Annotated in this window: 19 protein-coding genes; 3 read left to right on the top strand and 16 right to left on the bottom strand. The window is 50.4% G+C overall.

What is annotated here, in order from left to right; translation table 11 throughout:
- Positions 1-99 precede the first annotated feature (99 nt).
- Both Undi14_RS04485 and Undi14_RS04480 read right to left on the bottom strand, forming a co-directional pair.
- Positions 100-1,419, bottom strand: a complete 1,320-nt coding sequence (locus Undi14_RS04485; RefSeq protein WP_200178109.1) for an MFS transporter — start codon at positions 1,417-1,419, stop codon at positions 100-102.
- 180 nt (positions 1,420-1,599) lie between these two features.
- Complete coding sequence (locus Undi14_RS04480) at positions 1,600-4,263, bottom strand: TonB-dependent receptor (RefSeq protein ID WP_234030395.1); 2,664 nt, start codon at positions 4,261-4,263, stop codon at positions 1,600-1,602.
- A gap of 506 nt (positions 4,264-4,769) precedes the next feature.
- Between Undi14_RS04480 and Undi14_RS04475 the strand changes: the two genes are divergently transcribed.
- Positions 4,770-5,141: a hypothetical protein gene (locus Undi14_RS04475; protein WP_200178105.1), complete on the top strand. Its 372-nt coding sequence runs from the start codon at positions 4,770-4,772 to the stop codon at positions 5,139-5,141.
- Between the two features lie 125 nt (positions 5,142-5,266).
- On the opposite strand, the gene lnt is transcribed toward Undi14_RS04475, so the two are convergent.
- The 7 genes from lnt to Undi14_RS04440 form a co-directional block, all read right to left on the bottom strand.
- Complete coding sequence (gene lnt, locus Undi14_RS04470) at positions 5,267-6,862, bottom strand: apolipoprotein N-acyltransferase (protein ID WP_234030394.1); 1,596 nt, start codon at positions 6,860-6,862, stop codon at positions 5,267-5,269.
- Positions 6,863-6,869: 7 nt separating this feature from the next.
- Positions 6,870-7,748, bottom strand: coding sequence for an HlyC/CorC family transporter (locus Undi14_RS04465; RefSeq protein ID WP_190477545.1), 879 nt, complete (start codon positions 7,746-7,748; stop codon positions 6,870-6,872).
- Between the two features lie 202 nt (positions 7,749-7,950).
- A complete protein-coding gene (locus Undi14_RS04460) occupies positions 7,951-8,841 on the bottom strand; it encodes an ion channel (RefSeq protein ID WP_234030393.1) in 891 nt (296 codons plus the stop codon).
- 8 nt (positions 8,842-8,849) lie between these two features.
- Entirely contained in the window at positions 8,850-9,317 is a 468-nt protein-coding gene (gene ybeY, locus Undi14_RS04455) for an rRNA maturation RNase YbeY (protein ID WP_200178101.1), read from the bottom strand.
- Entirely contained in the window at positions 9,301-10,383 is a 1,083-nt protein-coding gene (locus Undi14_RS04450; RefSeq protein ID WP_186896541.1) for a PhoH family protein, read from the bottom strand. Before Undi14_RS04450 ends, ybeY begins: the two co-directional genes overlap by 17 nt.
- Positions 10,380-11,720, bottom strand: a complete 1,341-nt coding sequence (miaB, locus tag Undi14_RS04445; RefSeq protein WP_186886191.1) for a tRNA (N6-isopentenyl adenosine(37)-C2)-methylthiotransferase MiaB — start codon at positions 11,718-11,720, stop codon at positions 10,380-10,382. Before miaB ends, Undi14_RS04450 begins: the two co-directional genes overlap by 4 nt.
- 167 nt (positions 11,721-11,887) lie before the next feature.
- Entirely contained in the window at positions 11,888-12,340 is a 453-nt protein-coding gene (locus Undi14_RS04440; RefSeq protein WP_234030392.1) for a hypothetical protein, read from the bottom strand.
- A gap of 221 nt (positions 12,341-12,561) precedes the next feature.
- Between Undi14_RS04440 and Undi14_RS04435 the strand changes: the two genes are divergently transcribed.
- Positions 12,562-13,071: a flavin reductase family protein gene (locus tag Undi14_RS04435; RefSeq protein WP_200178099.1), complete on the top strand. Its 510-nt coding sequence runs from the start codon at positions 12,562-12,564 to the stop codon at positions 13,069-13,071.
- A gap of 6 nt (positions 13,072-13,077) precedes the next feature.
- Entirely contained in the window at positions 13,078-13,338 is a 261-nt protein-coding gene (locus Undi14_RS04430) for a SemiSWEET transporter (RefSeq protein ID WP_200178097.1), read from the top strand.
- A gap of 51 nt (positions 13,339-13,389) precedes the next feature.
- On the opposite strand, the gene Undi14_RS04425 is transcribed toward Undi14_RS04430, so the two are convergent.
- The 7 genes from Undi14_RS04425 to Undi14_RS04395 all read right to left on the bottom strand — a co-directional run bounded on the left by Undi14_RS04425 (position 13,390) and on the right by Undi14_RS04395 (position 21,291).
- Positions 13,390-14,427 (bottom strand): L-threonylcarbamoyladenylate synthase, encoded by a 1,038-nt coding sequence (locus Undi14_RS04425; protein ID WP_200178088.1) that lies wholly within the window; start codon positions 14,425-14,427, stop codon positions 13,390-13,392.
- On the bottom strand, positions 14,424-15,641 hold the full coding sequence (locus Undi14_RS04420; RefSeq protein WP_200178080.1) for a 5-(carboxyamino)imidazole ribonucleotide synthase: 1,218 nt from the start codon (positions 15,639-15,641) through the stop codon (positions 14,424-14,426). The genes Undi14_RS04425 and Undi14_RS04420 overlap by 4 nt, the downstream gene beginning before the upstream one ends.
- 363 nt (positions 15,642-16,004) lie before the next feature.
- On the bottom strand, positions 16,005-16,502 hold the full coding sequence (gene purE, locus Undi14_RS04415) for a 5-(carboxyamino)imidazole ribonucleotide mutase (protein ID WP_200178078.1): 498 nt from the start codon (positions 16,500-16,502) through the stop codon (positions 16,005-16,007).
- A 1-nt stretch (position 16,503) separates the two neighbouring features.
- On the bottom strand, positions 16,504-17,400 hold the full coding sequence (locus Undi14_RS04410) for a phosphoribosylaminoimidazolesuccinocarboxamide synthase (RefSeq protein WP_200178077.1): 897 nt from the start codon (positions 17,398-17,400) through the stop codon (positions 16,504-16,506).
- 88 nt (positions 17,401-17,488) lie between these two features.
- Positions 17,489-18,553 (bottom strand): class II fructose-bisphosphate aldolase, encoded by a 1,065-nt coding sequence (fba, locus tag Undi14_RS04405; RefSeq protein WP_186886169.1) that lies wholly within the window; start codon positions 18,551-18,553, stop codon positions 17,489-17,491.
- 43 nt (positions 18,554-18,596) lie between these two features.
- Positions 18,597-20,030: a pyruvate kinase gene (gene pyk, locus Undi14_RS04400; protein ID WP_200178076.1), complete on the bottom strand. Its 1,434-nt coding sequence runs from the start codon at positions 20,028-20,030 to the stop codon at positions 18,597-18,599.
- 67 nt (positions 20,031-20,097) lie between these two features.
- Positions 20,098-21,291, bottom strand: coding sequence for a phosphoglycerate kinase (locus tag Undi14_RS04395; RefSeq protein WP_186886167.1), 1,194 nt, complete (start codon positions 21,289-21,291; stop codon positions 20,098-20,100).
- Positions 21,292-21,404: the final 113 nt, after the last annotated feature.

The raw sequence follows: 21,404 nt of genomic DNA, 5'->3' as shown, positions 1-21,404 counted from the left end.
GGAGATTGGAGACACCGCAACCTGAATTCAAATCAGCGTAATAGAATCAAAACTCAGACAAAAATAAAGATGATTTTTTAAACCAAACGGCATCGTGGTTTATCTATGCGACTCATCTTTCACGATCAGAGTCAGCAAGCCCGCCAGTATCATGCAGGCACCACCGAGCACCAGCGTTTGCATGGTGTGTCCGTGAAAGAAAGTCTTCGTCACAAAGCCTAACAACAAGCCGCTGACAATTTGTGGGATCACGATAAAGAAGTTAAACACGCCCATGTAGTAGCCCATCTTTTCAGCCGGCAGTGCAGACGCGAGTATCGAATACGGCATAGTCAGAATACTGGCCCATGCGACACCGACACCGATCATAGGCAGCAGCAGCCATTCTTTTTGGGTGATCAGGAACATGCTCATCAAGCCCAGGCCACCGAGCACAAGACAGGTCAGATGAACCGTTTTTTTGCTGCTCAGGCGAGCGAAAACCGGTAGCAAAAATGCTGCCAGCGCCGACACACCGTTGTAGACGGCAAACATGGTTCCAACCCAGTTTCCGGCATCCTGAAAAATACCGGAATGAGAATCCGTCGTGCCGAATACCTTATCGGCCACCGCTGACGTGGTGTAAATCCACATCGAAAACAAAGCAATCCACGTAAAAAACTGTACGATCGCCAGTTGCACCATGGTCTGCGGCATCTGACGAAAACCGACCATGATCTCTTTGACTACGTGAGCCATTCCGACCTTTTTCTGACGAGCCGCCTGAAACGCCTGCAGATCGGCCGGTGGCAATTCGTGGCTGAAAAATACCGTCCACATCACGGCCAGAAAATAGATAGCACCACCGGCATAGAATGAATAGCGGACAGTGTCAGGAATCGTACCGTTCAATGACTCATTACTGAAACCAAACACGTCTGAAAACAGGGTCGGCAGCAATGATGCAATGACCGCACCGCAACCGATGAAAAAAGTCTGCATCGCAAATCCTGCTGTCTGCTGCTCCGGATTCAGCTTGTCGCCAACGAAGGCGCGGAACGGCTCCATCGACACATTGATCGCCGCATCCATCAGCCACAGCACCAGGACGGCCATCCATAACGCAGAAGAATTCGGCATCAGAAACAGGGCCAGCGAGGCCAGAATTGCGCCGATAAAAAAGAATGGCCGGCGACGGCCCCATGTCGGATGCCAGGTGTGATCGCTGAGATAGCCTATCACGGGCTGCACCAGCAGACCGGTGACCGGCGCCGCCAGCCAGAATAAGGGAAGATCATCCGGGCTTGCACCCAGGGTTGAAAATATGCGGCTGGTATTGGCGTTCTGTAATGCAAACCCGAATTGAATTCCAAAAAATCCGAAACTCATATTCCACAACTGCCAGAAAGACAGCAGGGGTTTATTGGTCAAACTAGGCATCTTGGTGTCCCCGTATTATGTGTGAGGCCGGATCAAATCTGGCATTGCGACCGCAAAGTCTTCACATTTTATGCTTGAATGTTTTTCAGATGGCGACGATAACAACCATGCTGAAAAACCCTTCTCCGGCATGCGTCAGAGAAGGGTCAGATTCACAACAGTGCTGAATTACCGGGGCAATTACATTTTGTAATTGATACCGACAAACATCTGGCGACCATACTTCTGGTAGCCGCGTGGACGATCAGGAGAACCGGAATACGTCTGGAACGCGGTATCGGTCAGATTATTCACCTGGAACAGCAGCGATGCACCTTTCGCAAATCCGCTGGAAAAATCATAACCAAGTTGCAGATCGACGACATTATCCGCCTTCACAAATGTCAACTCGTTCTGTCCGCCAGGGCCACCGATTTCGCCAACAAAATCGCTGCGGCGACGCTGACTGATACGTGCGGAATAGCCGTTCTTTTCATAGTAAGCAGTGATATTCGCAACGCTCTTGGAAAGACCTGGCAAAGGAATGCTCTGACTGCCGAAGCGGCTGTCTTTGATAGAAATAGCGCTATTGGTCAACGACAGATTGGCTGTCAGTCCAAAGCCATCCAATGCCGACGTCAGCAAATCCAGTGGCAGTGATACCGCCAGTTCCAGACCTTCGAGTTTGCCGCCCTGACCATTAACCGGTTGAGTAAATGTACCGATGTTGGTCGTCGCACCTGCAATATTCATGGCCGAAAAATCATACGGTGTCGTTTGCTTGTAGATATATGATTTCAGGTTTTTATGGAATATCGCTGCAGAAACGTAGGCTTTCTTGCCGAAATATTTTTCGTAAGAGAGATCAATGTAATCTGCCTTCCATGGATCAAGCTGCGCATTACCACCGTTACCGCTTGGTGTTCCGGTTTTGCCGTTAGACAAACCGACTTCACGCGCTGCATTCAGCTCATCCAGCTTAGCCCGGGCAATCGATTTACCAATACCAAAACGGATTACCTGATCACCAGGCAAATTAGCTGCCAGATTCACACTAGGTAAAACGTCGGTATAAGTTTTTCCGTCGGTAATTGGCACCAAAGCAGCGATAGGCCAAGACAACAAAGCATTCGATGTCGATGACTGATCCGTACGCACGACCTGTGCACCAACGTTACCCGACACAGGAATATTGGACACCATGGTTTCCAGATTCAGCTTCGCATAACCGGTTGTAACTTTTTCTGTCAGAGACCAGTTTTTTGTCGCCCCCCATGGATTCAGGACTGCGGCTTTGTAGGGGCCGAAATTAGAGGACAGAACGCCTGGAATATCCCAGCTCAGCGTGCTTGGTAAGCCAATGAAACTGAGGTCCTGAGGGCTATACAAAACGCCAGGAGAAAACGTCCCTGCGCCGATTTTATCGAAGCCGGTTTCCAGGTGCTCTTTCGTCTTTTCACGTTTGGAATAATTCACGCCAACTTCCGCGCTGGAAATCATGCCATCGGTGAAATCGCGCTTCAGACTGAAGCGGATGGAATTGAGCTTGTCACTCAACGATGGAGCATTCACATAACCGTCGCCGTATTTGCCGCCTATGCTGATCGCTGAAGGATCGGAAAGACTATCGGCAAAAGTAAAGGTGGGAATGTCACGTCCATTCAGATAATTGTAGGAGATATTACCTGCGCTGCGACCAGAGTTGATCTCTATGAGTTTTTCATGAATGTTTGCCGATGAATGGCTAAAATCGGCAACGGCAGTCCATTGATCAACAGTGAATTTATTATTCCAGCCAAATGCTTTGATATCACTCTCTTTGGTGAACCAGTTATTCCGTATCACAGGGCTGGCATTGATCGTACCGCCAACGGCGAGTCCGTTGACAATATTCAGATTCGAGAAATTCGCACCGGACCAGCTTTCCAAAGGCACTTCCACGCCACGGCGAATTTCATTTTGTGACAACTTTGAATAGTAAGTATCCAGCGTCGAGATAAAATTTTTCGATGGCCGCCACTCGAGTACGCCGATCACGCCATCACGTTTGGAATTACCTGTGATTGCCAGACCTTTCACACCTTGTGGAGCTTTAACGCCTGCAGGAACGCCGTTATTTCCTTCAACCCAGTTCCAGGTTTCGAAAAAATTATTGACGTTCGGTTTGTCGCTGTGCGCAACGCCGACAGCCAGACCGATGGTGCGGTTCGCAAACTGATCAATGTAGGACGCGCTGAAACGATTGCCGGTACTTGGTGCGCCCGGGCTTTCACTGCCGAGAGAATTTTTCTCGCCACGCGCATTGAGGGAAATAGTGCGTCCGCCAAATGCCAGCGGCTTAACAGTCTGCAAATCAACCGTGCCTGACAGACCTTGTCCGACCAGAGATGAGTCTGCAGTTTTATAGACAGTCACACCATTGATCAGTTCGGAAGGATACTGGTCATATTCAACCACGCGGCTGGCACTGGTGCTGGCTTGTTCACGGCCATTCAGTGTGACCGTCGATAAATCGCCGGAGGTGCCACGAATACTGATTTGTTGTGCCTGACCATTCACACGTTGCGCGGATAAACCTGGCAAGCGGGCAATCGATTCAGCAATGCTGGTATCGGGCAATTTGCCGATATCTTCAGCAGAAATCGCTTCGACGATGGAATTGGAATTTTTTTTCACACTGATCGCATCTTCGATACCTTTGCGGATACCGGTAACGACGACAGTGTTTTCTGCAGTCTGCTGTGCATGTGCAATACCGGTCAGACTCAAGACCAACACTGCACAACCTGCCGCAACAGGACTCAACTTAAAACCCGGGCGCGCAAAATCCTGCCCATGCTCGCGCTTCTGCATAGCGTGCTTCATTTAATGTCCCCTCACTCTTATATTTGACCTACACCTCAGGAGTGATACTTTGTTTCAAAGTGCACTCAGAACCCAACGTTCCGAAAACAATTTTGTACTAAAACTAGATTATTTGTCAAACGGAGACTACAAAAAACTACTTTAACTATCAAACCCATGCGAAAACTGAGAGTAGGTAAGGTGCAGCCTCGTTGCGTTTCTTCCACAAAGAACAAATCAGCAAATGTAGTTCAACTACTTTCGGCGATTTATTGCCTCACTTAGTGACGTCATTTAGCAAATGGCGTTTCACAAGCCCTTTCTCGCTTGCTACCGAAAAATTTGAATTCCATGATCACGGCGCAAAACCGGGAAAGTTGGCGGTGCTATGATATATTCCCATTCGAAAATATCTCTGCCAGACCGGTGCGGCATATGTCCGCTGATCTGTGGATATTGGCAACAATTGCAGTAAATATCGTCGCTGGCAGCTTCAGTTCAGCGACATCCCGAAAAAGAAAGCCACAATGAATCACAAATTAAGTATTGATGAATACGATGCTCTGGAACAGATCAGCAAACTGCCTAAAAACGTTAAACCTAATGCCTGCATAGGCAGAAATACGAAACGTCTGACCGGTATCAAACTGGTCGCGTACCGTAAGGACGGCAGCCTGGAACTGACTGAGAACGGTCGTCAGGTTTTATTCATCAAACAATGTATCGATGGTCTGCGCGCAATTGCAAATGACGCCGAGACCAAGCTGTCCGGGCCTGTCGCTATATTTCTGGAAAAAAAGGGACACATACAAATCAATCCCGAATCAGGACTGCATGAAATGAGTCAGCGCGGTAAAGAATGCCTGGCCGATATAGAAATCAACAGCAAGAAAGCCTGATTCGCTGCGAAATCACAATGACGCAGTAACGCATCAGCAGGATGGAGTTCCTGAAAAAAATGCCGCCTATTTGTTAAAACGGGCGGCATTTTCTATTTTAAAAACAACAGCTTACAGACGACGCTTCAGGACTCGCGCTGATATGAACGTGCAGACCTGTGAGTCAAATAAGCTGCAAGTATCAGACTGCATAGTGCCAGCAACATCACGAGCTCATTGCCCCAACGTATATACGGCGTCACGCCTTGCCGCCCCTGCACTGTCGCTCGCAATATCCCCTGTTGCAGGTAGGGCAGTTGCGTCACCAGTCGCGCACCAACGTCAATTACCGCAGTCGCACCAGTATTTGTCGCCCGCAGCATAGGACGCCCCGTTTCCAGAACGCGCATCATGGAAAACTGTAAATGCTGAGGGATCGCAATGGAATCACCGTACCATGCCATATTCGAGACATTCAGCAACAGGCTGGCAACCGCTTTACCAGAACCGTTTTGTGACGCCAGTTGTGCAGCGATTTCGTCACCAAACAGATCTTCATAACAGATATTCGGCAATACAAACTGATCCCTTACCTGCATCGGCGCCTGAATCACATTCCCCTTGGTAAAGTCACCCAAAGGAATATGCATGAGATCGACAAACCAACGAAAACCGAAAGGAATAAATTCACCGAAAGGCACCAGATGATGCTTATCATAGCGATAGGCTTGCAGCTCATAAGACGGAGAGAAACCTAAAACGCTGTTTGCATAGCGACTGCCACCGTCGTGCACGGCAACACCGAGCACAACTGCACTCTGGTTTTTTTGTGCAAACGCGTTAATGGCAGGCAAATAATCCGGCGGCAATTGCGATGACAACATCGGCAATGCCGTTTCCGGCGTGACGACCAGATCGGCTTTCGATTGCAGTATCAGATCATGGTACAAATGCAGAGAATCATTCAGGTGATCCTGATCGAATTTTTTATCCTGCTCAACATTGCCCTGTATCAGATTGATAGTTAAAGGCTGGCCCAGGGGCTGAGTCCATGTGATCGTGGTCAGATACTGACCGCCACCAAACAGCGCAATGACAGCGACAAGAACCAACAAGCGTACACGCCTGCTGTCTGTAAAGATCATCAAACCGAATCCGCCTGCGCAGAGGGCGACGAGCCAGCCTAACCCAAGAACGCCAAGCACAGGCGCATAGCCCGCGAGCGGACTGGCAGTATGCGCATAGCCGATAATTGCCCACGGAAAGCCAGTGAATAAATAACCGCGCAGCCATTCATTCAGCAGCCATAAAGCAGGGAATAACAATACGGCACAGATTGTGGGATTGACTTGCCAACGTTGCCGCAGCCAGGCGAGCGTTGCCGCACATAAAGCGGCAAACAACGCCAGATAAGATGTGAGTAAAGCAAGCGCTATAACAGCAAGAAAGATGGGCATGCCGCCATAACGCGTCATGGCAACTAACAACCAACTGGTTGCAGTAAACAGATTGACGAAGCTGAATACCCACGCCAGAGCAGCAGACTGGTGGATAGAAAACGCCTGCTGTCCTGGCCGGAGCAGCAAAGAGGCGAATAAAGCCATGCTCAGCAATTGACCCGGCCAGAAACCGAATGGGGCAAAGCCCGCAACGGTCACCACACCCGCCAGCGCCATCACCAGCAGCGCAGAACGGAAAGACAGAGTGGAAAGCAAAACCGCTGGAGACAATCGTTTCAGCAAACTAGCCTCATTCTTTCAACAAGTTTGCTGGTCGCTGCTCAACCTGCAAGATCTGCACCTCAACAGCATCGGCGCGTAATACCTCAAAATGTAAATTACCGATTTCAAACTCATCGCCTTTATGCGGTACCTGACCAAGATGGCGTATCAGAAAATCGCTGATGCTTTCCAACTCATTACCTGGCATATGCGCACCAAGAACACTGTTGAACTGCTCAAGCTCAGTCAGACCTTTGATGCGCCAGCGCTTGCCATTACCTTTATTTTCCAGCGCCAGAATATTGTCTTCTTCTTCATCGAAATCGTATTCATCATCAATGTCGCCGACGATTTGTTCCAGCACATCTTCGATTGTAATGACACCTGCAATGCCACCATATTCATCGACCACCATCGCCATGTGATTATGATTGGCACGGAAATCGCGCAACAGAACATTCAGACGCTTTGATTCAGGTATGTAAATAACGGGACGCAGCATATCCCGGACATCGAACACTTCTTCTGCGTAATAGCGGAGCAAATCCTTCGCCAGCAGAATCCCGACCACTTTTTCGGGATCACCATCAATCGCCGGAAAACGCGAATGCGCCGTACGCAGTACTTCCGGCATCCATTCTTCCAGCGGGCGGGAAATATCGACAACATCCATTTGTGCGCGTGGCACCATGATATCGCGGGCAGAAAGATCAGATACCTGGAATACGCCTTCTATCATTGCCAGTGCATCGGCATCGATCAGATTGCGTTCTTGTGCATCGGTCAGAACTTCTAACAGTTCGGCGCGATTTTCAGGTTCGGGGGATATGAATGCGGTCAATCGTTCAAACAATGACCTGTGGGGTTTAAGGTCAGTTGATCTGACCTTACTAGAGTGCTCTTGCATAGGAGGCGTGACGCCGTTGTTTCAATCCTACAGAATACAACAAATACGCCTGATTCCAAAATTTTGTTAAGGCGTTTACCTTGTTATTTCACAAAAAGACGGTTATTCGATGGCTGTTAGGTTGTTATTAAATGGCAATTAACGAGATTTAAAGTAAAGCCGGTCGCATGTATTGCACATGCCGGCAAAACACGCCAACGCATCAGCTTATGTCATCCAGATTCTCGGATTCATGGAATTTTGCATAATGCAAATGCGGTGTATCTCCTTGAAACTTCAATATATCAACATAGCGATGATTCCAGCGTATCGATGAACACGGATAATAATGACGCGCCCTCTGGCTCTGATTCGTCATTTCATCCAGCCCTTCGATACTCAGCACTAATGCCGCATTGAGTTCATTCAGTTGTTCTTTGGTGTAACCGTATAAAGGACTGGACTCGTCGATCACATGTATCACAGTCCAACCCAGACTAAAAATGGGATGGTGGTCACGCTCCAGTTCCAGATCAAGAATTTTACGGAAGCTGCCTGTCTCGGGAGAAGCATGATTTTTAACCAGACGCAGTTTTGCCGATGCTTCACTGATGATATTCATGCGGGCATTCGCCAGACGTATCATCAGTAATCGTCGCCCGTCAACCAAGTGGCAAACCGGATGATCGGCAAAAATAATGTTCGAGCGCGGACGCGAAAAGCGCGCAAACATCACACCTGTCGTCAATGCCACACTGGACATTCCGATAAATATTTCCACAGACGAAATCACATGTGCATAGACCGTTTGTGGATGCATATTGCCGTAGCCGACAGTTGCCAGTGTCTCTACGCTGAAGAAAAAATATCCGAGAAAATTATCCGGCGTCAGATTCGCAATAGGATGATCCCCGAGCGCATACAAACCGGCAAACACCATATTAAAAATCAGATACACCACGGCTGCAGCGAAAAAAAACATCGTCCAGCTTGATGTCATCGCATAAAAATAAATGTCCTGCAGATAATGGCGGTCTAGGCCAAAAGCGACAACATCACGTCCGCCCATGCTGATACGGCGGCCATGATGCTGGTGAGAGCGCGGCATTTTCATACTGAAGCTTAGTCTTGATAAGGATTTGCAAGGCCTAAACCGGCGAGGATGGCGATTTCCAGCGCCTCCATCTCTTCGGCTTCTTCATCCGTCTCATGATCATAACCTTGTGCATGAAGCACACCGTGAACAATCAAGTGCTGCGCATGCTCGACGACGGATTTTTTCTGTTCACTGGCTTCGCGCTGCAACACGTCGGTACACAGAATAATATCGGCCTGAGTGACTTCTGCATCCTCATCTTCGGTATACGCAAACGTCAGCACATTGGTCGCATAATCTTTACCGCGATAATCGCGATTCAATACCTGTCCTTCCTCTGCATCGACAAATCTTAACGTCAGTTCCGCCGGAAAATATAAGGCAGCCTGTACCGTTTTACGCAACAAAGGGCGCGGTAATATTTCTTGCAAGCGCGGGTCTGCGTATTGAACTGATAAGCTCAGTTTATGTTTGGAATTACTTTTTTCGGCCATGATGTACAGAACTGAATTGCGTTGTATTTTTTAATAAACCGAGTGCCGCGCTCTGCGCAGTGCTACCTGCATTCGCCGTTTCGTAAGCATCGACGATGCGTCCGACCAGAGGATGGCGCACAACATCAGCACTGGTGAATTGCGTGAAAGCGATACCGCGTACATCTTTCAGTACCTGGCAAGCATCGATCAGACCACTTTTCTGACCACGCTGCAAATCCACCTGCGTCACATCACCGGTAACGACAGCCTTGCTGCCAAAGCCGATACGGGTCAGGAACATTTTCATTTGTTCCGGTGTGGTGTTTTGTGCCTCATCGAGAATGATGAAGGCGTGATTCAAGGTACGGCCGCGCATATAAGCCAGCGGTGCGATTTCTATCGCCTGTTTCTCAAACATTTTTTGAGTGCGGTCGAAACCTAACAAGTCGTATAAGGCATCGTACAAAGGACGCAGATACGGATCAACCTTTTGCGCCAGATCACCCGGCAAAAACCCAAGACGCTCGCCAGCCTCAACCGCCGGACGCGTCAGAATAATCCGTTTGACCGCATCCCGCTCCAGCGCATCCACGGCACAGGCAACGGCGAGATACGTTTTACCGGTACCGGCAGGGCCAATCCCAAACGTAATATCGTGTTCGACCACCGCCCGCAGATATTGGGTCTGGTGCGGCGTTCTACCGCGCAAATCACTACGGCGGGTTTTCAACACCGGGCTTTCAAGTTCACCAGCGTTTATTTCTTCAGCGGATTCTTCCAGCGCTGCGAGCGTCGGCATTTTCTGGTTCTGATGCGCCGTTTGTTCGACTAAGGCTAACTGCACTTCATCCACCGATACCGGCTTTTTCGCCAGCAGATAAAACTGCTCGAGTAATGCCAGCGCCCGTTCAGCGTTATGTCCGCTGATAATGAATTTTTCACCGCGACGGAAAATCGTCACATCCAGCGCTGCAGAAATCTGACGCAAATTTTCGTCCAGCGGGCCGCATAAGTGGGCGAGGCGGGTGTTATCCAGCGGTTGTGGAATGAAATGAGAAACGGGCACCGGAGTCTTTGCCATCATGCAGTCACAGTCTCGTCAATCAACTCACCACGCAAGGAATAATTATAAGATTCAGTAATGCGCGTATTTACCAGCGTGCCGATTAGTTCTTTGCCGCCGGCAAAATTCACTACCCGATTATTTTCCGTACGGCCTTGTAACTCATTCGGGTCTTTGACCGAAGGCCCGTCAACCAGAATGCGCTGCACGGTACCTATCATCGCGTTACTGTATTTTTTGGTATTTGCATCAATGACTGCCTGCAAGGTTTGCAAGCGACGTAACTTCAGTTCTGCTGGCGTGTCATCGGCAAGATTGGCGGCTGGCGTACCGGGGCGCGGGCTGAAAATAAAGCTGAAGCTGTTATCGAAACCGACATCATCAATCAGCTTCATCAGAGCATTGAAATCTTCGTCCGTCTCGCCGGGGAAACCGACGATAAAATCGGAAGATACCGACATCTCAGGTCGCACCTGCTTCAGTCGGCGCAGTACGGATTTATATTCGATTGCGGTATAGCCACGTTTCATCGCTGACAAAATACGGTCTGATCCGTGTTGTGCAGGAAGGTATAAGTGGTTCACCAATTTCGGCACTTTTGCGTAGCAATCGATCAGTCGCTGAGTAAATTCTTTCGGGTGGCTGGTCACGAAACGAATCCGTTCTATCTGCGGAAATTCAGCAACATATTCAATCAGCAAAGCAAAGTCAGCGATCTCGCCATCTTCCATCACGCCACGGTAGGCATTGACGTTCTGCCCCAGCAGGGAAATTTCTTTTACCCCCTGCGCAGCGAGACCGGCGACTTCAGCCAGCACATCATCAAAGGGACGTGACACTTCTTCACCGCGGGTATAAGGAACCACGCAGTAACTGCAATATTTGCTGCAGCCTTCCATGATAGAAACATAGGCCGTGGCACCTTCCACCTTCGCGGGTGGCATGTGATCAAATTTTTCAATTTCCGGAAAACTGATATCAACCTGCGAGCGGCCGGACAAGCGGCGTGCATCAATCAGTTGCGGCAAGCGGTGCAGAGTCTGCGGGCCAAATACGACATCAACATAGGGCGCGCGTTTGATGATGGCATCGCCTTCCTGCGAGGCGACACAGCCACCGACACCGATCAGCAGATCAGGCCTTTTGCGCTTCAATTCACGCAGACGTCCCAGATCCGAAAACACTTTCTCGGATGCTTTCTCGCGCACGCTGCAGGTATTCAACAGAATCACGTCAGCATCATCCGGAGAGTCGGTTTTTACCATGCCATCAGCGGCATTCAACACGTCTGCCATTTTGTCTGAGTCGTACTCATTCATCTGACAACCGAAGGTTTTAATAAATACTTTTTTTTGCATCATTTTTTTCTGTAAAACAGCCCGCTTTCTCAACATGAACAAGGCCGCAGGCAATAACCGGATTCCGGCTGTATTCGAACATACACAAACTCATCACGCAGGAAAACCGATTCACATTCTCAAACAAAGCGACATCTGCTGACAGCGAGAAGACAGCCGACGGAAACTTACTTAATTTCCGGATTTTTAAATGGTATCGGTGCCCAGACTTCTGGCTTGGGTAATTGTTTCGGCATCTCATCCGATGTCAGTATCCATACCTTATCAATATCACCGAAAGAATTCTCCGTGTAATTCACCACAATTTTCGGCGCATCCAGCGAGGCCGCCAGCACGATCAGATTATCCGCGTTGTATATGCGGCTGGATGGCGCCAGGTAGCGCGGTTTTCCATTCAAACGGATATCCGGATACGAGGACATATCGAGTTCACCACGCATGGTGTTCGGCGGAAACTGACGTTGCGTCACGCCTTGTGCAAAAACTGAACATGTCAGACCAAACAAGACCAGCAGTAAACTGAGGCGACGGCAAATTGTAGTCAGGAACATAGTTATCACTTCATTTAAAGATAAGACCGGTAAAAAATTATCCAGACTGGACATAACGACGAAGGCCATACACTGAGTGCAATCCGGAACGATCAAGCCGCCAGGGCCATTTTGCACAAGTCTTAAGATAAAATAAAAAAACCAAAAGAATCAATTACTTAAAGTATAAATCCAGATTCTGACAAGGGCGCAAGTTTACCACAGTCGCCCGCCCCAAGAGGGAATACCTGCCGCAGATCAACGGCCACAGCAAAATCTGGGATAATGTCGCAAAAATTGATGGATGACTGATGCATACCCGCTCTCCCCGCGCCGAAAAACGTGATTTTGATACCCGCCACTTCCGCCACGCCCTGTCTCAGTTTGCGACCGGCGTGACAGTCATTACCACCAAGCTGGCAAACGGACAGTATCTCGGCCTCACTGCCAGCTCATTCAATTCTGTTTCACTCGAACCACCACTGGTTTTATGGAGCCTCGGTAACGCTGCCAATAGCATGCCTGTGTTCACCGGCAACTCACATTACGTGGTTAACGTACTGTCCGACCAACAAGCCTGGCTGGCAGAACAGTTTGCCAGTCGTAAAACCGACAGGTTCGAGGGCGTCGAATACACCCTGTCGCGCACTGGTCATCCTATCCTGAAAGGCGCCTCGGCCTGGTTTGAATGCCATAACCGCAGCCGCTATCCAGAAGGCGATCACGTCATTTTTGTTGGTGAAGTTGAACATTGCGAATTCACCCAACAGGCACCGCTGATTTTTCACGGTGGCCAGTTTATCCACGCATCATCCAAATAACCTGCCATGTTCACACTGACATCCGACATGATCGGCTATATCGCCGCCTGCCTGACTACCAGTGCGTTTGTGCCACAAGCTTGGTTAACCTGGCAACACAAGCGTGCCGAAGGCGTTTCCACCGGCATGTATCTGATCATGGTTTGCGGCGTGCTGATGTGGATGGTCTACGGAATACTGTTGCATGCCTGGCCCATCATCATTGCGAACGCAGTGACGCTGGCACTGGCGATGTTTATTCTGGTGATGAAAATCATCTATAAATAAATCGCGCAAATACCAAAAACTCCCACGGATGCCGTCAAGCATGGCGTCAACTCAGGCTCGCAGTATTTTCTGTAAAACATCACGTGAATCAAACGCGGCGCGTCGCAAGCGGTCATTCACGCCCAGCCATTCTTTATCCTGAGGTATCGCTTCGACCAGAATCAGATCAGCATGGGCATGATCCAGTTCACGCAAACCGGCATACAAATCATGTGCATAACCAGCCGCATCTGCCGGTAACTGCCGCACTGCCAGCGCCACGATTCCGGGATGTGACTGGTAACTAAGCAAGGCGATCGTTTTCCCTTTTGCCTGCAATTGCGCAGCAACATTATCCAACTCAGCAAGCGCCACCTGCACCACCGGTGTTTGCGGCGCGTAATGGGCATCGAGGGTGCCGGAAGCACGCGGTGCAGCGGCATCCGGGCTGGCAGGTGTCACGCCCAGCACTTCGGCTAACTGGGCAGTACTGATCTGCCCCGGGCGCAGCAATACCGGGCCATGTGTCGCCAAGCGGCTCAAATCAACGATCGTTGATTCAATTCCCACCTCGCTCTGACCACCGTCAAGCACCGCGGCAATCAGGCCGCCAGGCAAAATTTCCTGGGCAAATTCCTCGGTCACATGCTGCGCCAGGGTCGGACTGACATGACCAAATTTGTTTGCCGAAGGGGCGGCCACACCGCCTTTACCGTTTTTAAAAGCAAGCAATAATTGTTGCGCCACAGGATGCGAAGGACAGCGTATACCAACTGTATCCTGGCCGCCGGAAACCGCATCCGGAATATGATCAGCGCGTTTTAAAATCAGCGTCAACGGTCCCGGCCAGAATGCTGCAATCAATTGATCTGCTTCGTGCGGAATATCTTTTGCCCAATAACGGATATCGGCACCGGGAGCAACATGCACGATCACAGGATGATCTGATGGACGTCCCTTGGCTTTATAAATATCAGCGACTGCAGCCGGGTTTTCAGCATCGGCCCCAAGCCCGTAGACGGTTTCAGTCGGAAATGCGACCAGACGACCAGCCTCCAGCGCCTGCGCTGCCGTGACAATTGCGTCGGGTGTTGATACCACTACATTCATGCCTGCTCCGGTGCTGCCAGACCTAAAATGCCGCAAGCTTGATGCAATGCTGCCCGCGCTTGTTCCATCGTTGGCGCAACGAAAGTGATGTGTCCCATCTTGCGCCCGCGCCGTGCTTCCGCCTTACCATACAAGTGCAAGTGAGCGCCCGGTATTGCGAGTATCTGATCCCAGGCGGGTTCACGTGGCGTGTCGCTGCTGCCGCTGAACCAGACATCGCCAAGAATATTCAGCATCGCTGCAGGTGAATGCTGGCGCACATCGCCCAACGGCAACTGTGCGAGCGCACGAACCTGCTGTTCAAACTGGCTGCTGACGCAGGCATCAATAGTGTAATGGCCGCTGTTATGCGGACGCGGTGCCATTTCATTCACGACCAGAGTGCCATCGGTCAGCACAAAAAATTCTATGCACAGCACGCCGACGTAACCCAGCTCTTCTATGATCGTCAACGCGGCTTTTTGCGCAGCATCGGCGACATCGGCAGACACGCTCGGGCTCGGTGCCAGCGTCGTGAACAGGATGCCATCGCGATGCACGTTTTCGGCGATAGGGTATACCACTGCCTGACCATCGACACCTCGTGCGACCAGAACAGAAATTTCATAGGCAAGTGGCAGCATTTTTTCAAGCACGCAGGCCTGACCGCGCATGCTGATAAAAGCTGCCGCCAGTTCTTCGCGGTTACGGACGCGCGCCTGACCTTTGCCGTCATAACCAAGACGCACGGTTTTTAAAATACCAGGCAACAAATCATCTTTCGCGCTGGTCACGTCTTCCTTACGCGAAATACCCCAGTGCGGCGTCGGAAAAATACCGGTACGCAGACTGCAACGGGTGAAAAAGCGTTTTTCTATCAGCCGGTCTTGCGCAATCGACACGCAATCGCCGGAAGGAGAAACGAAACCGTCGTAAGCCAGTTCCTTCATACTGTCAGCCGGGACGTTTTCAAATTCAGTCGAAATATGTTTCGTCAACGCCAGCAAGGCCTTCAGACCTTCGGGGCTATCGTAGTCTGCCTGCACATGATGTTCAGCAACTTGCGCAGCAGGGCAGCCAGCCTCAGGCTCCAGCACGGCAACCTTGTAACCCATCGCCTGCGCGGCATGCGCGAACATGCGACCCAGCTGACCGCCGCCCATAATGCCGAGACAGCTTTTTTCTGTATTGGGTAACAGGGCTTGTCGAGGACGTACTTGTTTGTCGATATTCATGATGTCTGTCTGAAAGTGAAGCGATGACTGAGCATCGCCAACGATTACGAGAATAAGGCAGGAGAAATCATATACTCCCCCCTGAAAATGCAAAAAACCAGCTAATGTCGGCAAAAACAAAGGGGGTTTAAAAATACTCCCCCGGAGTATATAAAGCGACTAATACTGCTGACTAAGGTCAGTCTGATTAAATGGCCCGATTAGACTGAATAACCTGAGCGAAGCGACTTACTTCCATCAGCTATCCACAAATTAAGCAAAAAAAATAACTGGGTCAAAACGCTGCGCGAGAGAAATTATCTCTGACAAACTTTCCTTCGCCGCAGCTCTGATGATGAGCAATGGCTATGCTTGCCGCTATTTTCAGACGGGCAACACCATATCGCGTGCGACTTGCGTCTGTCTGACACGAAAATCGATCAGCTTTTGCGCTAATGCCTCGTCGGTTGTCGCCAGCATTGCGACTGCTGCCAGCGCCGCATTCGCCGCCCCGGCTTCACCGATCGCAAAGGTCGCCACCGGAATACCCTTAGGCATCTGCACGATCGACAGCAATGAATCTTCGCCACGCAGGTACTTGGATGGCACAGGCACGCCAAACACCGGCACGATGGTTTTTGCTGCGATCATGCCAGGCAAATGCGCCGCGCCGCCAGCGCCAGCGATAATGGCACGAATGCCGCGTTCGCGCGCTGTCTCGGCATAGCTGAACATTTCATCCGGCATGCGGTGTGCCGACACCACCTGCGCTTCAAATGGAATACCGAATTCCTTCAGAATCGCGACGGCGTTTTGCATCACGTCCCAATCGGAAGAAGATCCCATCACAACGCCAACCACTACTTTATTCGCTTGCGTCATGTTATGCCTTCAAAGTCTCGCCAGTCAGACGCTCCAGCGCTTCACGGTATTTTGCCGCGGTCTTCTGGATCACTTCTTCCGGTAATGCCGGTGCCGGCGCAGTTTTATTCCAGCTGGTGATTGTTTCCAGATAATCGCGTACAAATTGCTTATCAAACGATGGTGGCGAAATACCAGTCGCATACGAATCTGCAGGCCAGAAACGGGAGGAATCCGCTGTCAGCACTTCGTCCATCAGGTGCAGAACACCATTGTCATCCAGACCGAATTCAAACTTGGTATCGGCAATAATAATGCCACGCGTTGCTGCATAGTCTGCCGCTTCAGTGTAAAGCTGAATACTGATATCGCGGATTTTTGCCGCCAGTTCTTTACCGATCAGTTCTTCGGTTTTGGCAAAACTGATGTTCTCATCATGCTCGCCCATTTCCGCTTTCGCGGCTGGCGTGAAAATCGGTGCTGGCAGTTTTGCCGCCTGTGGTAAACCGGCAGGCAGGCTAATGCCGCAAATTGCGCCGGTTTCCTGATAATCCTTCCAGCCGGAACCAATGATATAACCACGTACCACGGCTTCCACCATGATTGGTTTCAGGCGTTTAGCGACGACCGAGCGACCGCGAACCTGTTCTACTTCATCGGCAGCCACCACACTCTCAGGTGCGATGCCGGTCAGATGATTCGGCACGATGTGACCGAGCTTTTCAAACCAGAAATTCGCCATCTGATTCAAGACGCGGCCTTTATCCGGAATCGGTTCGTTCATGATGACGTCGAATGCAGATAAGCGATCGCTGGTTACGATCAGTAATTTATCGTCACCAACAGCGTAGTTATCACGAACTTTGCCACGACCTAACAATGGCAGCGAATGAAGAGTGGAATTAATTTGGGTAGTCATGATTTTTTCAGCACCTCACGGCGCAACAATTTTGATTCAGCAAAAATGCGCAGGGCGCATACTCTGCGCCCTGAGATACGACATCAGCTTAGTTGACGATCTGCGACAACGCGCCTTTTTTGTATTGCTCGGCCACTTTTTCGAGCGCCATAGGTTTGATTTTCGCGGCCTGACCTTCGCAACCGAAAGACAGATAACGCGCCTTGCACACCAGTTTTGCAGCTTCGCGTGCAGGTTTCAGGTAATCACGTGGATCAAATTTGCCCGGATTTTCAAACATGTAGCGGCGAATCGCCCCTGTCATCGCCAGACGGATGTCGGTATCGATATTAATTTTACGCACGCCGTTCTGAATACCGATGACGATTTCTTCCACCGGCACGCCGTAAGTTTCTTTCATGTCGCCACCAAACTGACGAATTTCTTCGAGTAATTCTTGTGGTACGGAAGAAGAACCATGCATCACCAGATGGGTGTTAGGAATGCGTGCGTGGATTTCTTTGATGCGATCGATCGCCAGGATGTCGCCGGTTGGCTTACGGGAGAACTTATACGCACCGTGGGAAGTACCAATCGCAATCGCGAGCGCATCACATTGCGTTTGCTTGACGAAATCAGCGGCTTGCTGCACGTCAGTCAGCAATTGTTCGCGCGTCATTTTGCCGTCGGCACCGTGGCCATCTTCCTTGTCGCCCATCATGGTTTCGAGTGAACCGAGCACGCCGAGTTCGGCTTCGACTGTCACACCGATGGAATGAGAAAATTTAACCACTTCGCGCGACACTTCGACGTTGTATTCGTAGCTGGCAACCGATTTACCGTCTTCCATCAGCGAGCCATCCATCATCACGGAAGTGAAGCCAGATTTAATCGCAGCCATACAGACGGCAGGCGATTGTCCGTGATCCTGATGCATGACCACAGGAATATGCGGATACGCTTCAACCGCAGCTTCAATCAGATGGCGCAGAAATGCTTCACCGGCATACTTGCGGGCACCGGCAGAAGCTTGCATGATCACAGGAGCGCCAACTTCATTGGCGGCTTCCATAATCGCAGTAACTTGTTCCAGATTATTGACGTTGAACGCTGGCAGACCGTAGCCGTTTTCGGCGGCGTGGTCCAGCAATTGACGCATGGATACGAGAGGCATAATAAACTCCAGAAGTACTATTAAAAAATTTAACCTGGCAAACTCAGTTGTCGCCGACTTTCACTATTTTCATTGCGTTCGTGCCGCCGACCTGCCCCATAGGTTCGCCCCAGGTCACGACGATCTTATCGCCCTGACTGACAAATCCTTTCTTCAACAATACAGCTTCTGCCGCTTTCAACAAGGCATCGCGATCGGTCGAATACGGCGAATTGAAGGTACTGACATTACGGTACAGCGCGACTTTACGCTGGGTGACAATACTCGGTGTCAGCGCAAACAAAGGCACATTAATACTGTGGCGGCTCATCCATAAAGCCGTCGAGCCAGACTCTGTTAAAGCGACGATGGCTTTAACGCCCAGATGATGCGCGGTAAACAAAGCACCATACGCAATCGACTGATCAATACGGGTGAACGCCAGATTCATAAAATCGGAATCGAGCTTGGATTCCTGAAATTTCTCGGCATCAAGACAAATGGCCGACATGGCTTCCACTGTCTCGACCGGATATTTACCTGAAGCCGTTTCAGCCGATGCCATCACAGCATCAGTGCCATCCAGTACAGCATTGGCGACGTCGGATACTTCTGCACGCGTCGGCACCGCATTCACGATCATGGATTCCATCATCTGGGTCGCGGTAATCGCCAATTTATTTGACGCGCGCGCCATCTTGATCATACGTTTTTGCAACGCAGGCACAGCGGCGTTGCCGACTTCGACGGCCAAATCACCACGCGCCACCATGATGCCATCAGATGCATCGAGAATTTCCTGCAGCGCCGGGATCGCCTCTGAACGCTCAATCTTGGCAATCATCATCGGCTTGTGATTATAGGCTTCGCCAGCAATATTCGATAAATGCCGTGCCATTTCCATGTCCGTCGCATTTTTCGGAAAGGAAACGGCGACGTAATCAGCCTGAAAAGACATCGCTGTCTTGATGTCTTCCATGTCTTTGACCGTCAGCGCAGGTGCCGTCAGACCACCGCCCTGACGATTGATTCCCTTGTTGTTCGACAGCTCACCGCCAATCTTCACAACGGTATGAATCTCGTTGCCGATAATCCGTTCAACCTGCAACACGATCAAGCCGTCGTTGAGCAGCAAAATATCACCAGCACGTACATCGCGTGGCAAGGCTTTATAGTCCAGGCCGACACGCTCCTGGTTACCGACACTGCAATCGGCATCCAGAATGAATTTATCGCCGTCAGCAACCACAATGCGCGTATTTTCAAACTTGCCGATACGGATTTTAGGTCCCTGCAAGTCTGCCATGATGGCTACTTCACAACCACATTCAGCCGCGGCCTGACGCACCATCGCGGCACGGTCTATATGATCCTGCGCCTTACCATGAGAAAAATTCAGGCGCACAACATTCACGCCCGCCTTAATCATGCGTTTGAGGGTTGCCACATCGTTAGACGCGGGGCCTATGGTGGCGACGATCTTGGTTGCACGCAGCATCTGGTCTCCTGAATTATTTTTTATAAGATGAAGCTAAACGATGATCAAGCTTTGCAGCAAAGAACCCTTATTTTGCCGCGCGTTGCAACAGTATCTCAACCGCAGGCAAAGTCTTACCTTCCAAAAACTCGAGGAAAGCACCACCACCGGTGGAGATATAACCAACGCGATCAGCAATGTGGTACTTCGCAATCGCCGCCAGTGTATCGCCACCACCAGCAATCGAGAATCCCGCAGAATCTGCAATGGCCTGCGCCAATACCTTAGTACCGTTACCAAACTGATCGAATTCAAACACGCCGACCGGACCGTTCCAGACGATAGTGCCGGCTTTTTTGATTTGCTCTGCCAGCAGCGCTGCGGTCACCGGACCGATATCCAGAATCATGTCGTCATCAGCGACATCGGCAACGGCTTTTACCGTTGCCGCAGCTGTCGGGGAAAACTCTTTTGCACACACGACATCGGTAGGAATAGGCACGGAAGCACCACGTTTTGCCATCATGTCGATGATGGCTTTTGCTTCATCGACCAGATCAGCTTCTGCCAGCGATTTACCGATTTTCAGACCAGAAGCCAGCATAAAGGTATTCGCAATACCGCCGCCGACAATCAGGTTATCAACTTTATCTGCAAGCGATTTGAGGATAGTCAGCTTACTGGAGACTTTAGAGCCGGCGACGATTGCGACCAGCGGGCGCGCCGGATGGCCCAACGCCTTGCCCAATGCATCTAACTCTGCGGACAACAAAGGACCAGCACAGGCAATCGGCGCAAATTTTGCAATGCCGTGCGTTGTTGCTTCGGCACGATGTGCGGTACCAAACGCATCGTTCACATACACATCGCACAACGCTGCCATTTTCTGCGCCAGCGCATCGTCATTTTTCTTTTCGCCTTTGTTGACGCGGCAGTTTTCCAGTAATACCACCTGGCCAGGAGCGACATCAACGCCATCTACCCAGTTTTGCTTCAGCGTCACAGGCACACCCAGCAATTCGGACAAGCGCACAGCGACTGGCGCCAGCGTATCTTCAGGCTTGAATTCGCCTTCGGTCGGACGTCCGAGATGAGACGTCACCATCACTGCCGCCCCCGCTTGCAATGCTTGTGCGATCGCAGGCACAGAAGCGCGGATACGAGTATCTTCGGTGATATTACCGTTGTCATCTTGTGGCACATTGAGATCGGCACGGATAAAAACACGTTTGCCTTGAAGCTGATTAGCTGCGATCAGATCGCTGAGTCGGTTGAATTGCATCGTAGTCTATGGGGGCAAGGTTAAAAAGCAGTCTTCCGGCCAGCGCAGCCAACAGCAACCAGGTATTTCTTCACTGTTGCAGGTTTGAATCGATGCCGACGCGGATTAAACCG

Origin of the sequence: Undibacterium sp. 14-3-2 (assembly GCF_016595265.1) — a bacterium.
Taxonomy (GTDB): Bacteria; Pseudomonadota; Gammaproteobacteria; order Burkholderiales; family Burkholderiaceae_D; genus Undibacterium; species Undibacterium aquatile.
Note: the sequence above shows the minus strand (reverse complement) of the source record. Positions and strands in the feature narration are given on the sequence as shown.

Excerpts from the sequence above, each read along its gene's own strand:
- Undi14_RS04425 (WP_200178088.1), bottom strand. The coding sequence starts at position 14,427 with ATGAATGTAGTGGTATCAACACCCGACGCAATTGTCACGGCAGCGCAG.
- Undi14_RS04475 (WP_200178105.1), top strand. The coding sequence starts at position 4,770 with ATGAATCACAAATTAAGTATTGATGAATACGATGCTCTGGAACAGATC.
- ybeY (WP_200178101.1), bottom strand. The coding sequence starts at position 9,317 with ATGGCCGAAAAAAGTAATTCCAAACATAAACTGAGCTTATCAGTTCAA.
- Undi14_RS04465 (WP_190477545.1), bottom strand. The coding sequence starts at position 7,748 with ATGCAAGAGCACTCTAGTAAGGTCAGATCAACTGACCTTAAACCCCAC.
- miaB (WP_186886191.1), bottom strand. The coding sequence starts at position 11,720 with ATGCAAAAAAAAGTATTTATTAAAACCTTCGGTTGTCAGATGAATGAG.
- Undi14_RS04480 (WP_234030395.1), bottom strand. The coding sequence starts at position 4,263 with ATGAAGCACGCTATGCAGAAGCGCGAGCATGGGCAGGATTTTGCGCGC.
- pyk (WP_200178076.1), bottom strand. The coding sequence starts at position 20,030 with ATGCTGCGTGCAACCAAGATCGTCGCCACCATAGGCCCCGCGTCTAAC.
- Undi14_RS04485 (WP_200178109.1), bottom strand. The coding sequence starts at position 1,419 with ATGCCTAGTTTGACCAATAAACCCCTGCTGTCTTTCTGGCAGTTGTGG.
- Undi14_RS04460 (WP_234030393.1), bottom strand. The coding sequence starts at position 8,841 with ATGAAAATGCCGCGCTCTCACCAGCATCATGGCCGCCGTATCAGCATG.
- fba (WP_186886169.1), bottom strand. The coding sequence starts at position 18,553 with ATGCCTCTCGTATCCATGCGTCAATTGCTGGACCACGCCGCCGAAAAC.
- Undi14_RS04435 (WP_200178099.1), top strand. The coding sequence starts at position 12,562 with ATGCATACCCGCTCTCCCCGCGCCGAAAAACGTGATTTTGATACCCGC.
- Undi14_RS04430 (WP_200178097.1), top strand. The coding sequence starts at position 13,078 with ATGTTCACACTGACATCCGACATGATCGGCTATATCGCCGCCTGCCTG.
- Undi14_RS04395 (WP_186886167.1), bottom strand. The coding sequence starts at position 21,291 with ATGCAATTCAACCGACTCAGCGATCTGATCGCAGCTAATCAGCTTCAA.
- Undi14_RS04410 (WP_200178077.1), bottom strand. The coding sequence starts at position 17,400 with ATGACTACCCAAATTAATTCCACTCTTCATTCGCTGCCATTGTTAGGT.
- Undi14_RS04440 (WP_234030392.1), bottom strand. The coding sequence starts at position 12,340 with ATGGCCTTCGTCGTTATGTCCAGTCTGGATAATTTTTTACCGGTCTTA.
- purE (WP_200178078.1), bottom strand. The coding sequence starts at position 16,502 with ATGACGCAAGCGAATAAAGTAGTGGTTGGCGTTGTGATGGGATCTTCT.
- Undi14_RS04450 (WP_186896541.1), bottom strand. The coding sequence starts at position 10,383 with ATGATGGCAAAGACTCCGGTGCCCGTTTCTCATTTCATTCCACAACCG.
- Undi14_RS04420 (WP_200178080.1), bottom strand. The coding sequence starts at position 15,641 with ATGAATATCGACAAACAAGTACGTCCTCGACAAGCCCTGTTACCCAAT.